The sequence below is a fragment of the Streptomyces sp. SCUT-3 genome (assembly GCF_014083985.1).
Classification (GTDB): domain Bacteria; phylum Actinomycetota; class Actinomycetes; order Streptomycetales; family Streptomycetaceae; genus Streptomyces_H; species Streptomyces_H thermolineatus.
The window spans coordinates 5,056,866-5,069,219 of sequence record NZ_CP046907.1; the positions used below are offsets into that span (position 1 = coordinate 5,056,866).

The window sequence follows — 12,354 nt, forward strand, 5'->3', positions numbered from 1 at the left end:
GGCGGGGCCCCGACGGGCCCCGCCGGCTTCCGTCGTGCCGGAGGGGTTGACGCGGGGTCAACTTGCCTCGAACATGACTTTTTCGCCGTTCTCCGCGTCCGGGAAATCTCTCGGACGACCGCCCCGAACCCTTGACAGCGGGGCCTTTCGTCACCGACACATCGTGCCGTCTCCGCCGGATTGTGTTGCTGCGGAAGGCCGACACGCCATAGAGTCGCGAACCGTCGGCATGCTGTCAGGCTGACCTGTCTAGAAGATTCCTGGTCACCAAGGAGGTAAGACGACTTGTGAATGAGTCGACATTTGCTCCCGGGGGTGGTCAGCCAGGAACGCCGGTGCCGGCGCGGGAGAGCGCCGGGCTCGAGGCCGTCGGCTCCGTCGCGGTGCGGACGTTCGCCGCCCACCAGAGCATCGACACGGCGAGGACCCGCGCGGTCCGCCACGCGGCGACCGGGGCCGACACCGACCGGTTCGCCGACTACGACGACGACCTGACCGACGGTCAGCTCTACGATCCGGACGCCGAGTACGAGCCGGACCCCGAGTACGCGGCCACCCTCGCGCCCGACGCCGCCCGGCAGCGCCGCGAGCGGGTCGGCCCCACCGGCCGCCCCCTGCCCTACTTCCCGATCCCCGGCCCCGTGTCCGAGCACGGCCCCGCCACGATCATCGCCATGTGCAACCAGAAGGGCGGGGTCGGCAAGACGACCTCGACCATCAACCTCGGCGCCGCACTGGCCGAGTACGGCCGCCGGGTCCTCCTGGTCGACTTCGACCCGCAGGGAGCCCTGTCCGTGGGCCTGGGGGTCAACCCCATGGAACTCGACATCACCGTCTACAACCTGCTCATGGAGCGCGGCCTGGCCGCCGACGAGGTGTTGCTGAAGACGGCCGTCCCCGGCATGGACCTGCTGCCCAGCAACATCGACCTGTCCGCCGCAGAGGTGCAGCTGGTCAGCGAGGTCGCCCGCGAGTCCACCCTGCAGCGCGCCCTCAAGCCGCTGATGCAGGACTACGACTACGTCATCATCGACTGCCAGCCCTCGCTCGGCCTGCTCACCGTCAACGCGCTGACCGCGGCGCACCGGGTGATCGTGCCGCTGGAGTGCGAGTTCTTCGCGCTGCGCGGAGTCGCGCTGCTCACCGAGACGATCGAGAAGGTCCGCGAGCGGCTCAACCCCGAGCTGGACCTCGACGGCATCCTGGCCACCATGTACGACTCCCGCACCGTGCACAGCCGGGAGGTGCTGGCGCGCGTCGTCGAGGCCTTCGGCGAGCACGTCTTCCACACCGTCATCGGCCGCACCGTGCGCTTCCCGGAGACCACGGTGGCCGGCGAGCCCATCACCACCTACGCCTCCAACTCCGTCGGTGCCGCCGCATACCGCCAGCTCGCCAGGGAGGTGCTCGCCCGGTGCCACGCCGAGTGAGCCTCCCCGGGGCCGACGAACTCTTCCGCACCACCGGGGGCACGGCGCTCCAGCCGCCCTCCCGCGGCGCGGACGGCGGCGGAGGGACACCGCAGTCGTCCGGCGGCCGGGAACGGCCCGAGGAACGGCCGCGCCCGCCCTTCCCCGCAGAAGGCAGGGACGCCTTCGGCGCGGCACCGGGCGCCCAGGCCGGCCCGGCGCCCGCGGCCGCCGCGGGCACGGGACCGGACCGCCACGACCGCCCGGCCGCGGGCGCCCCGGAGCACTCGGGCCGGGGCTCCGGGACCGGCGCGGAGCAGGACGGCCGCGACCGCCGCCGCACCGTCCCCGAGCAGCTGCAGCAGACGCAGGCGAACCACGTGCCGCGCACCACGGTGGCCCCGCGCCGCCCCGGCCAGCCGCAGGCCGCCGCCCCGCAGACCGCCGCCCCGCAGGGGGCCGGGCCGCAGGGGGCCGGGACGGTTCCCGCGGCGTCCGGCCAGCCCCCACGGCGCGCACGGCAGCCGCGCCCGACGCCGCGCCGCCCCAGCGGCCGCGAACGGCACGACGAGAAGATCACCGTGTACGTCTCGGCCGAGGAGCTGATGGACCTCGAGCACGCGCGGCTGGTGCTGCGCGGGGAACACGGCCTGGCGGTCGACCGCGGGCGGATCGTCCGCGAGGCGGTCGCCGTGGTGCTCGCCGACCTCGAGGCGCGGGGCGACGCGAGCATCCTGGTGCGGCGGCTGCGCGGTCGCTGACCCGCCCGCGGGTAGTCTCGGTCCCGGGTGCGGCCACCGTCCGGCCGGCGCCCGGTCAGCCCCAGGCAGGAAGCCCGATGCCGCCCACCGACGACGTGGCCCCCGCCGCCCCCTCCCCGGGGGCGGCGGGCGGGCCGTCACGTCCCGCACGGCGCCCCCTGGGCAGCGGCCCCGGGGCGGGGACCACCGGCGCACCCTCCGGCGGAACCCCCGGTGAGTCCCCGGGCGCGTCCCCCGGGGGGACGGACGGGGAGGCCGGCCGCGACGGGCGGGGGGAGCACGGCTTCCGGGTGCGCCTGGAGAACTTCGAGGGCCCCTTCGACCTGCTGCTCCACCTGATCGCCCGGCACAAGATGGACGTCACCGAGGTCGCCCTGTCCCGGGTCACCGACGACTTCATGGCGCACATCCGGGCCACGGGCCCGGACTGGGACCTCGACCGGACCACGGAGTTCCTCGTCGTCGCGGCCACCCTGCTCGACCTCAAGGCCGCACGGCTGCTCCCCGTCGCCGAGGTCGAGAACGAGGAGGACCTGGCCCTGCTGGAGGCGCGGGACCTGCTCTTCGCCCGGCTCCTGCAGTACCGCGCCTACAAGCGCGTCGCGCGGATCCTCGCCGACCGCTGGGAACAGGAGGAACTGCGCCGTCCGCGCACCGTCGGCCTGGAACCGCACCACGCCGCCCTCCTGCCCGAGGTCGTGCTCGGCATCGGCCCCGAGGGGTTCGCCGAGCTCGCGGCCCGGGTCCTGCGGCCCAGGCCCCGGCCGCAGGTGTACGTCGACCACATCCACGCCCCGCTGGTCAGCGTGCGCGAGCAGGCGGAGGTCGTGGCCGGCCGCCTGCGGGAGCTGGGCGAGGCGACGTTCGCGGCGCTCACCGAGGACGCCCGCGGCGACACCCTCACGGTCGTGGCCCGCTTCCTGGCCGTGCTGGAGCTGTACCGGGAGAGGGCGGTGGCGCTGGACCAGCCGGAGGCGCTGGGGGAGTTGCTGGTGCGCTGGACCGGGGACGGGACCGGCCGCCCGGCGGTGACCGACGAGTTCGACCGGGAAGAGCGGCCGGACGCGAGCACGACGGAGACGAGGACGTGAGAGAACCGGGCCCGGACCTGCCGGACACCACCGCGCAGGAGGAAGCACCGGCGCCGCCCCCGGCCGGCCTGCTCTCCACGGCCGGACTCGACCTCAAACCCGCACTGGAGGCGGTGCTGACGGTCGCCGACGAGCCGGCCGCGGAGGAGCGGCTGGCGCAGGTGCTGCAGCGCCCCCGCCGCGAGGTCGTCCTGGCCCTGCACGAACTGGCCGAGGAGTACACGGCCGCGGGCCGCGGGTTCGACCTGCGCAAGGTGGCCGGGGGGTGGCGCTTCTACACCCGCGCCGCCTACTCGCCCGCCGTGGAGCGGTTCGTCCTGGACGGGCGGCAGGCCCGCCTGACACAGGCCGCACTGGAGACCCTCGCGGTGGTCGCCTACCGCCAGCCGGTCAGCCGCTCGCGGGTCTCCGCGGTGCGCGGGGTCAACTGCGACGGCGTCATGCGCACCCTCCTGCACAGGGGTCTGGTCCGGGAGGCTGGGACGGAGGCCGCCACAGGTGCGATCCTGTACGGGACGACGGACTACTTCCTGGAGCGGATGGGCCTGCGGGGCCTCGACGAGCTTCCCGAACTGGCGCCCTTCCTACCGGAGGCGGACGCCGTGGAGGCGGAGTCCGGGGAGGGGGTTCCGTCGTTCGACCCGGACGAAGAAGACACCACCCACTCGACTACGGAACCTTGATGCGAAGCAGCGGCAGGAACAGCGGCAACCGGAACTACCGGGGCGCCGGCAATCAGCGCGACGACCAGAGCAGGCGCGCGGGCCGACCCCGCCCCGAGGAGCGCCGCTACGACGTCGGTGGCTCCTCGGGCACCGGATCGGGGGAGGGCAGGCAGGGCGAGGGCCGCAAGGGCGGCCGCCCCGGCACCGGGGGAGCGGGCGCGGGCGGACGCGGCACCGGCGGCGGACGCCCCGGCGGCACCGGCGGACGTCCCGGCGGCACCGGCGGACGTCCCGGCGGCGGAGGCGGGCGCCCCGGCGGCGGAGGCGCGGGCGGCGGGCGCGCGGGCGGCGGGGGCGGTCCGCAGCGCGGCCGCCGGCCGGCCCCGGCCCGCTCCCGCGAGTACGAGGCCCAGGTGGAGGAGCGCAACCGCGCGCGGCACGACAAGCCGCAGGTCAAGCTCCCCAAGACCTTCGGCGAGGTGGAGGGCGAGCGCCTGCAGAAGGTGCTGGCGCGGGCCGGCATGGGCAGCCGGCGGGCGTGCGAGGAGCTGATCGACGCCGGCCGGGTGGAGGTCAACGGGCAGATCGTCCTGGAGCAGGGCCTGCGGGTCGACCCGGAGAAGGACGAGATCAAGGTCGACGGCCTGACCGTCGCCACCCAGAGCTACCTGTTCTTCGCGCTCAACAAGCCGGCCGGGGTCGTCTCCACCATGGAGGACCCGGACGGACGTCAGTGCCTGGGCGACTACGTGACCAACCGCGAGACGCGGCTGTTCCACGTCGGCCGCCTCGACACCGAGACCGAGGGCATCATCCTGCTCACCAACCACGGAGAGCTGGCCCACCGCCTCACCCACCCCAAGTACGGCGTGACCAAGACCTACCTGGCCGCCATCGTCGGCCCCCTCCCCAAGGACCTGGGCAAGCGGCTCAAGGACGGCATCCCGCTGGAGGACGGCTACGCGCGCGCCGACAACTTCAGGGTCGTCCAGAACACCGGGAAGAACTACCTGGTCGAGGTGAGCCTGCACGAGGGGCGCAAGCACATCGTGCGGCGCATGCTCGCCGAGGCGGGCTTCCCCGTGGAGAAGCTGGTGCGCACCCACTTCGGGCCCATCGCGCTGGGCGACCAGAAGTCCGGCTGGCTGCGCCGCCTGACCAACACCGAGGTCGGCATGCTGATGCGCGAGGTCGGCCTGTAGGACCCGGCCCGCGGCAGACCCGGCCTTCGGCAGCCGCGCGGGGAGCGGGGAGGGGGAGGGACGGCTCCCGTCCCTCCCCCTCCCCGCGCCGCGGTCAGGCCTGCCGGATGGAGTCGCCCCGCACGACGATCCTCTCCTCGGCCAGCGGGCGGGTGGCCGGCCCGCCGGCCGGGGCGCCGTCCTCGATGGCGAACCGGCTGCCGTGGCAGCCGCATTCGATGTGGCCGTCGGCCACCTGGGAGACCAGGCAGCCCTGGTGGGTGCAGATCGCCGAGAACGCCCTGAAGCGGTCCTGCTCCGGCTGGGTGATCACGATCTTTCTCCCGGGGAGCACCGTGCCGCCGCCCAGCGGGACGTCGGAGGTCCTGGCGATCTCCTCGCCGTCCGCCCCGCCCTGCGCCGCCTCGGCCGGTCCGCCGCCGTACCCGCTGCACCCCGCGGCCAGCGCCGCGGCCCCCACCGCTGCAGCCGCCACCACCGTCCGTCGTCCCGGTGCGTTCTCCATGTGACCTCCAAGCCGGCCCGTTCCGTGCGTCGACGCACTGCTTCCGCTCCGCGGGCGTGCGGCCGGGGGCCGGTGCGCCGCGGGGCAGGAGCATCCTCGCCCCCGGCGCGCCCCGTATGAAGACCCCGGCAGGAAGCCGCGACGGCCGGTTCCGGAAGGACCGGCCCGGCCGGGGCCGCTCAGCTCCACAGGGACAGTGCCACCGCGTGCCCGTCGGCCTCCCGCTCCACCTCCAGCATCCCGGCGACCGCCGTGCGGTTGATCCGCCCGTACACGTGCGGGAAGAGGGTCCCCTCGGGCACGCCCGGGGGCGGGCCGCCCGTGGGCGGCTCCCAGCGGACCCGGGCGTCCAGGGCGTCCTCGTCGATGAGCAGCACCATCAGCGGGCCGACGGCGTCGCGGTAGAAGGCGTCGGCGACGGCCAGTGCGCTCTCCTCGTCGGGGGAGCAGTGCACGAACCCCTCCTCGGCGAGGGAGCGCGGGGCGTAGGGACGGTCCGGCCCGACCAGCCAGTCGTCGAGCGGTACCACATGGAAGATCATGGACAACGTTCTACCGAATCGGACGCCCGCCGTCTCGCCCGCCGGTCGCCTGCGGCGCCGCCGGGGCGGTGCTGGCTAGGCTTGGACACGGGCGCCGACCGCGCCGCGCACGGACGTCGCGCGACGGCCGCACGCCGCACCCGGGCGGCGGACCACCACCGGAAACGCCAGAGAGGCAGGCACAGCACATGCGCACCGCCGTCGTCATCGGCACCGGACTGATCGGGACCTCCGCGGCCCTGGCCCTCGCCGGGCGCGGGGTTACCGTCTACCTCCGGGACCACGACCCCTCCGCGGCGCACACCGCCGCCGCGCTGGGCGCCGGCACCGACCAGGCCCCGCCCGAGCAGGTCGACCTGGCCGTGGTCGCCGTGCCGCCCGCCCACATCGCCGCCACGGTGGCCGACGCGCAGCGCGCCGGGACGGCCCGCAGCTACCTCGACGTGGGCAGCGTCAAGGGGGGACCGCGGCGCGACCTGCAGGACCTCGGCTGCGACCTGTCCACCTACATCGGCACCCACCCGATGGCCGGCCGCGAGCGCTCCGGCCCGCTGGCCGCCACGGCCGACCTGTTCGAGGGCCGCCCGTGGGTCCTGACCCCGACCCCGGAGACGGGCACCGACACCCTCAACCTCGCCCTGGAACTGGTCTCCCTGTGCCGGGCGGTGCCGGTGGTCATGGACGCCGACGCCCACGACCGGGCCGTCGCCCTGGTCTCGCACACCCCGCAGCTGCTCGCCAGCCTGGCGGCCGCCAGGCTGCGGGAGGCTGAGGAGAGCGCGGTGCGGCTGTGCGGCCAGGGCATCCGGGACGTGACCCGGATCGCGGCCTCCGAGCCGGGCATGTGGGTCGACATCCTCTCCGCCAACCCCGGGCCGGTCGCGGACGTGCTGTCCGCGGTGGCCGCCGACCTCGACGAGACGGTGGCCGCGCTGCGCGCCCTGCAGTCCGCCGACGAGGACAAGCGCACCGGCGGCGCGGCCGGCATCGAGGCCGTGCTGAGCCGGGGCAGGGCCGGGCAGGCCCGCATCCCGGGCAAGCACGGCGCCGCTCCGGCCGCCTACGAGACCGTCGCCGTGCTCATCGGGGACCACCCCGGGGAGCTGGGCCGGCTCTTCGCCGACGCGGGCCGGGCGGGTGTCAACGTCGAGGACGTCGCGATCGAGCACGCCACGGGCCAGCAGGCCGGCCTGGTGCAGCTGTCGGTCGCCCCGGCCTCGGTGCCCGTGCTCAGCGCGGCGCTGCGCGAACGCGGCTGGTCGATCCGGCAGTAGACGGTGCTCGGCGGCGGCCCCCCGGGGCCGCCGGGCGGGCCCGGGGGCCGGGGCGGCCGGCGTTTCGGGGGGCGGGCCGGTTACCAGTAATCTAGGGGCGAGGCGGCGTGTCGCCTCCATCCGCCGTGCCCTGAAGACGAGGAAGGCCATTCACTGTGGAAACTGTTGTCGTCGCGATCGACGGCCCCTCCGGCACGGGCAAGTCCAGCACGTCCAGGGCGGTGGCGGCCAAGCTCGGCCTGCGCTACCTGGACACCGGCGCCCAGTACCGGGCGATCACCTGGTGGATGCTGGACAACGGCATCGACGTCGACGACGCGGAGGCCGTGGCCGACGCGGCGCGCAAGCCCGGGATCGTCTCGGGCACCGACCCGTCCGCGCCGACCATCACCGTGGACGGCACGGACGTCTCCGGCCCGATCCGCACCCGGCAGGTGACCTCCGCGGTCAGCGCGGTCAGCGCGGTGCCCGAGGTGCGCGCCCGCATGGTCGAGCTGCAGCGCGCGGCGGCTGCCGAGGGCGGCATCGTCGTGGAGGGCCGCGACATCGGCACCACCGTCCTGCCGGACGCCACCGTGAAGATCTTCCTCACCGCCTCCCCCGAGGCCCGTGCCGCGCGGCGCAGCGGGGAGCTCAGGGGCAAGGAGGCGGTGAGCCTGGAGGCCACCCGCGAGGCCCTGGTCAAGCGGGACGCCGCCGACTCCGGCCGCAAGACCTCGCCTATGGCCAAGGCCGACGACGCCGTGGAGGTCGACACCACGGAGCTGACCCTGGAGCAGGTCGTGGAGTGCGTCATAACCCTGGTCGAGGAGAAGGCCGGGCAGAAGCAGGCGGTGCGGTGACCGCGGTCTCCACCTCGGCCTCCGCCCCGGCGCCGGCCGGCGTGCCGGGCGCACGCGGCGCGGCGGTCGGCCGGGGGATCGGCATCGGCCTGATGAACGGCCTGTGGCGTCCCCGCGTGCTGGGCGCCTGGAAGGTCCCGGCCTCCGGACCGGTCATACTGGCGGTCAACCACTCCCACGTCGTCGACGGGCCGATGATCATCGGCACCTCCCCGCGGCCGGTGCACTTCCTGGTCAAGAAGGAGGCCTTCACCGGCCCGCTGGACCCGTTCCTGCGCGGCATCGGCCAGATCGCGGTGGACCGGGGGAGCACCGACCGCGCCGCGGTCACCGGCGCGCTCGGCGTGCTGGAGCGCGGCGGCGTGCTGGGGATCTTCCCCGAGGGGACCAGGGGGCAGGGCGACTTCGCCAGCCTGCGCGCGGGGCTGGCCTACTTCGCGCTCCGCAGCGGCGCGCCGGTCGTGCCGGTCGCGGTGCTGGGCACCACGGGGGAGGGGCGGCTGGTCCGCGGCCTGCCCCCGCTGAGGACCCGCGTCGACGTGGTCTTCGGGGACCCCTTCGAGGCCGGGGACGGCAGCGGACGCCGCACCCGCACGGCGCTGGACGCCGCGACCGTGCGCATCCAGGAGCGGCTGACCGCCCACCTGGACCACTCCAGGCGCGTCACCGGACGCACCTGACGACCGGGCCCCACGGCCCACCGAACGCATGGACGAGGAAGACTTCATGAGCAACGAGATCGAGTTCGGCGACGGCGCCGGGGAGTTCGGTGACGCCGCCGAGTACGCGGAGTTCATGGAGCTCGCGGAGCAGGAGGGCTTCGCCCCCGAGGAGATCGAGGGCGAACTGTCGGCGGCGGGCCACGGCCCGCTGCCGGTGCTCGCCGTGGTCGGCCGTCCCAACGTGGGCAAGTCGACCCTGGTCAACCGCATCCTGGGCCGCCGCGAGGCCGTCGTCGAGGACCGTCCCGGCGTCACCCGGGACCGGGTGACCTACGAGGCCGACTGGAACGGCCGCCGCTTCAAGCTCGTCGACACCGGCGGCTGGGAGCAGGACGTGCTCGGCATCGACGCGGCGGTCGCCGCCCAGGCCGAGTTCGCCATCGACGCCGCCGACGCGGTCGTCCTCGTGGTCGACGCCACCGTCGGCGCCACCGACACCGACGAGGCCGTCGTCAAGCTGCTGCGCCGCTCCGGCAAGCCCGTGGTGCTGTGCGCCAACAAGGTCGACGGGCCGTCCGGCGAGGCGGACGCCGCCGCCCTGTGGAACCTGGGCCTGGGCGAGCCCCACCCGGTCTCCGCCCTGCACGGCCGCGGCACCGGCGACCTGCTGGACGCGGTCCTCGACGCGCTGCCCGAGGCGCCGGCCCAGACCTTCGGGCAGGGCACCGGCGGGCCGCGCCGGATCGCGCTGATCGGCCGCCCCAACGTGGGCAAGTCGAGCCTGCTGAACAAGGTCGCGGGCGAGGACCGGGTGGTCGTCGACCCGCTGGCCGGCACCACCCGGGACCCGGTCGACGAGCTGATCGAACTCGGCGGCAAGACCTGGAAGTTCGTGGACACCGCGGGCATCCGCCGTCGCGTCCACCTCCAGGAGGGGGCCGACTACTACGCCTCCCTGCGCACCGCCGCGGCCGTGGAGAAGGCCGAGGTCGCCGTCGTGCTGATCGACGCGAGCGAGAGCATCAGCGTGCAGGACACCCGGATCATCAGCATGGCCGTCGACGCCGGCCGGGCCGTGGTGATCGCCTACAACAAGTGGGACCAGCTCGACGAGGAGCGCCGCTTCTACCTCGAGCGCGAGATCGAGCAGGACCTGGTGCAGGTCCAGTGGGCCCCGCGGGTCAATGTCTCGGCGATGACCGGGCGGCACGTGGAGAAGCTGGTGCCGGCCATCGAGACGGCGCTGGCCGGCTGGGAGACCCGGGTGCCCACCGGGCGGCTGAACTCCTTCCTCGGCGAGCTGGTCGCGGCCCACCCGCACCCGATCAGGGGCGGCAAGCAGCCCCGCATCCTCTTCGGCACGCAGGCCGGTACGCGTCCCCCGCGGTTCGTGCTCTTCGCCTCGGGCTTCCTCGAGGCGGGCTACCGCCGCTTCATCGAGCGGCGGCTGCGCGAGGAGTTCGGCTTCGAGGGCACGCCGATCCAGGTGTCGGTGCGGGTGCGCGAGAAGCGCCGCCGCAAGTAGCGCGCCGGTCCCCCGCCCGGGGGCCGCGGGCGCCCGGGGCCGCTACAGGCCGCGGGGGCGGTCCTCGGGGGGCGCCTGGTTCGGCAGCGGCCGCCCGCCGGGCGGCAGCGCGGGCAGTCCGCCGCGGTGCCGCCCCGCGGGCGGCGGGGCCGGCCGCTCGGCCGGGTCGCCCCGGAAGCCGTCGAACCGCAGCTCCTCCTCGCCGCTGCGGTCGCCGGGGAGCGTCCTGAACAGCCGCTGGTACTCGGAGTACAGCGCGTCGTAGATGGGCGTGCCCGACGCGCCGGGCGGCTCGCGGGACGGCCGCATGGCCGGGATCCGGCGCGGATACGGGGAGCGGGAGGGCAGGTCGAAGGAGTGCACGCCCGGTCCAACGAGCGCTTCCGGCCGCGGGATGCGGGTCGGCGGGGGATTGACCGGGACATTCGGCCCGATCGCGGCATCCGCGCCGTGCGGCGCGGGCGGCCCCGGGCACGGCGGAGCGCCCGGAGCGACCGCAGGGCGGCTGCTCCGGGCGCGTTCGCCCCGGCCGGGCGGAGGAGGGGCCGGCCGGGCGGGCGCCGGGCGGTCAGGTACCCGCCAGCGGCACCACGGCACCGAGCAGCAGGCCGTGCGCGGCGGCCCGGTCGAGCGCCTCGCGCATCAGGTCCTCGCGGGGCTGGCTGCCCACCGCGCCGACCGGGGCGGCGTACAGGTGCACCCGGTTGTGGCGGTTGACCGCGGCACGCCAGTCGGCGGTGACCTGCAGGGGCTGGTGCGCCTGCCACCAGGCGACCGGCGCGGAGCCGTTCGGGCCGGGGCGCAGGATGGCGTGCAGCTGTCCCATCGCCATGAGCACCGACCACGACGACAGCCGCGCGGGCGGCCGGTTGACATCGGTGACCTGCCCGAAGCCCTCCTCCAGGAGGAGTTGCAGGAACTCGTCGCCGCGGGTGCCGTCGCCGCCGGGCCGGCTGACCGGGGTGGTCGGCTCCACCACCAGGGCCGGTTCGGGGACGTCGGCGCACAGCACCAGTCCGCAGGTGACCGACAGCACGGCCTGGTTCCGGGCGGGGCCCGGGGCCCCGGCGGGGGCGGCGTACCGGGGCTCCTGCGCGGGGACGCCGGCCGGTGCCGCGCCGGGCCCGGGCGCGCCGGGCCCGGCGGCGTTCTGCACCGCCCCCCGCAGCTGCTCCTCCGAGACCGGCACCACCTGCGAGGGGACGCACGTGGCGTGCGCGAAGGCGAGGACTGCGGTCTCCTGCCCGACGAACAGCACGGTGCTGGTGGGCATCAGGCCGGTGTCGCCGGGGGTGCGGCACGACGTGCAGTCGTATCCGCCGGGCGCGCCGACGCCGTTCAGGAGGCGGTCGGCCTCCTCGTCACCGATCTCGGCGCGTACCTCGTCGCTGACGTCGAGCATGAGGGGCACGGGAGGGTCTCCTTGGTTCACTGCGTCCGCCGGGCGGTCCCGGTTCGCCCGTTCAAACGGGGTACCCGGGCCCCGGGTCACGCCTCCCGCGCCGACCCGCCGGGGAACGGTCCGGAAGAAGCCGAAACCCGCAGTGCCGTGTTCCCGTACGGCCGGAGATCGTTCTTTTCCGTTCAGGAAGCGACTTCCCGGGCAGGTGGAACGGAGCCCGGTCGACCTGCGGTCTGCCCGGCAATACGGTGAAATGTCCGCTGTCGCCGAGTGGCGGAGCCGTTCGACGGCACGCACGGTGGACAGTGGCCCCGGACAGGTGTGACCCCCGGCGTCGTCGAAAGGTTGCCCGAAGTTCGCTTCCGATTTCCCAACACCTCTGGAACAAGCCTGTGACAACAGGCCAACCCGGCCCAACCCGGACCGTTCGCCGCCGGTCCCACCCGGTGCAAGGCGGACCCGAGGGCCCGCGTC

At 75.1% G+C, this 12,354-nt stretch carries 12 protein-coding genes and 1 pseudogene; 9 read left to right on the forward strand and 4 right to left on the reverse strand.

Going from position 1 to position 12,354, the window contains the following annotated elements; genetic code table 11:
* The first annotated feature begins 335 nt into the window (after positions 1–335).
* From GQS52_RS22270 to GQS52_RS22290, 5 genes and pseudogenes are all read left to right on the forward strand, one after another.
* The gene (locus GQS52_RS22270) at positions 336–1,430 is read left to right on the forward strand and encodes a ParA family protein (protein WP_182315110.1); all 1,095 of its coding nucleotides are present in this window, start codon (positions 336–338) and stop codon (positions 1,428–1,430) included.
* Entirely contained in the window at positions 1,415–2,170 is a 756-nt protein-coding gene (locus tag GQS52_RS22275; RefSeq protein WP_259370913.1) for a hypothetical protein, read from the forward strand. Before GQS52_RS22270 ends, GQS52_RS22275 begins: the two co-directional genes overlap by 16 nt.
* A gap of 284 nt (positions 2,171–2,454) precedes the next feature.
* Positions 2,455–3,261: pseudogene (locus GQS52_RS22280) on the forward strand (segregation/condensation protein A); the annotation flags it as partial.
* A 68-nt stretch (positions 3,262–3,329) separates the two neighbouring features.
* On the forward strand, positions 3,330–3,944 hold the full coding sequence (gene scpB / locus GQS52_RS22285; protein WP_259371177.1) for an SMC-Scp complex subunit ScpB: 615 nt from the start codon (positions 3,330–3,332) through the stop codon (positions 3,942–3,944).
* Positions 3,944–5,128, forward strand: coding sequence for a pseudouridine synthase (locus GQS52_RS22290; protein ID WP_182315112.1), 1,185 nt, complete (start codon positions 3,944–3,946; stop codon positions 5,126–5,128). Before scpB ends, GQS52_RS22290 begins: the two co-directional genes overlap by 1 nt.
* A gap of 94 nt (positions 5,129–5,222) precedes the next feature.
* Here the strand turns inward: GQS52_RS22290 and GQS52_RS22295 are convergent, their stop codons facing one another.
* A complete protein-coding gene (locus tag GQS52_RS22295) occupies positions 5,223–5,633 on the reverse strand; it encodes a Rieske (2Fe-2S) protein (protein ID WP_182315113.1) in 411 nt (136 codons plus the stop codon).
* 179 nt (positions 5,634–5,812) lie between these two features.
* Positions 5,813–6,175, reverse strand: coding sequence for a DUF952 domain-containing protein (locus GQS52_RS22300; protein WP_182315114.1), 363 nt, complete (start codon positions 6,173–6,175; stop codon positions 5,813–5,815).
* Between the two features lie 188 nt (positions 6,176–6,363).
* Here GQS52_RS22300 and GQS52_RS22305 point away from each other — a divergent pair, with 188 nt between their 5' ends.
* The 4 genes from GQS52_RS22305 (at position 6,364) to der (ending at position 10,478) form a co-directional block, all read left to right on the forward strand.
* Positions 6,364–7,449 carry a prephenate dehydrogenase gene (locus GQS52_RS22305; protein ID WP_182315115.1) on the forward strand — a complete coding sequence of 362 codons (1,086 nt, stop codon included), beginning with the start codon at positions 6,364–6,366 and terminating at the stop codon, positions 7,447–7,449.
* A 155-nt stretch (positions 7,450–7,604) separates the two neighbouring features.
* A complete protein-coding gene (cmk, locus tag GQS52_RS22310; RefSeq protein ID WP_182315116.1) occupies positions 7,605–8,291 on the forward strand; it encodes a (d)CMP kinase in 687 nt (228 codons plus the stop codon).
* A gap of 92 nt (positions 8,292–8,383) precedes the next feature.
* Positions 8,384–8,971, forward strand: a complete 588-nt coding sequence (locus tag GQS52_RS22315) for a lysophospholipid acyltransferase family protein (protein WP_182316646.1) — start codon at positions 8,384–8,386, stop codon at positions 8,969–8,971.
* A gap of 46 nt (positions 8,972–9,017) precedes the next feature.
* Positions 9,018–10,478, forward strand: a complete 1,461-nt coding sequence (gene der, locus GQS52_RS22320; RefSeq protein WP_182315117.1) for a ribosome biogenesis GTPase Der — start codon at positions 9,018–9,020, stop codon at positions 10,476–10,478.
* 42 nt (positions 10,479–10,520) lie between these two features.
* Here the strand turns inward: der and GQS52_RS22325 are convergent, their stop codons facing one another.
* Together GQS52_RS22325 and GQS52_RS22330 are read right to left on the reverse strand one after the other, a co-directional pair.
* Positions 10,521–10,841 carry a hypothetical protein gene (locus GQS52_RS22325; protein WP_182315118.1) on the reverse strand — a complete coding sequence of 107 codons (321 nt, stop codon included), beginning with the start codon at positions 10,839–10,841 and terminating at the stop codon, positions 10,521–10,523.
* Positions 10,842–11,046: 205 nt separating this feature from the next.
* Positions 11,047–11,880 carry a hypothetical protein gene (locus GQS52_RS22330; RefSeq protein ID WP_182316647.1) on the reverse strand — a complete coding sequence of 278 codons (834 nt, stop codon included), beginning with the start codon at positions 11,878–11,880 and terminating at the stop codon, positions 11,047–11,049.
* Between the last annotated feature and the right edge of the window lie 474 nt (positions 11,881–12,354).

Excerpts from the sequence above, each read along its gene's own strand:
- GQS52_RS22290 (WP_182315112.1), top strand. The coding sequence starts at position 3,944 with ATGCGAAGCAGCGGCAGGAACAGCGGCAACCGGAACTACCGGGGCGCC.
- GQS52_RS22295 (WP_182315113.1), bottom strand. The coding sequence starts at position 5,633 with ATGGAGAACGCACCGGGACGACGGACGGTGGTGGCGGCTGCAGCGGTG.
- GQS52_RS22300 (WP_182315114.1), bottom strand. The coding sequence starts at position 6,175 with ATGATCTTCCATGTGGTACCGCTCGACGACTGGCTGGTCGGGCCGGAC.
- GQS52_RS22305 (WP_182315115.1), top strand. The coding sequence starts at position 6,364 with ATGCGCACCGCCGTCGTCATCGGCACCGGACTGATCGGGACCTCCGCG.
- GQS52_RS22315 (WP_182316646.1), top strand. The coding sequence starts at position 8,384 with ATGAACGGCCTGTGGCGTCCCCGCGTGCTGGGCGCCTGGAAGGTCCCG.
- der (WP_182315117.1), top strand. The coding sequence starts at position 9,018 with ATGAGCAACGAGATCGAGTTCGGCGACGGCGCCGGGGAGTTCGGTGAC.
- GQS52_RS22330 (WP_182316647.1), bottom strand. The coding sequence starts at position 11,880 with ATGCTCGACGTCAGCGACGAGGTACGCGCCGAGATCGGTGACGAGGAG.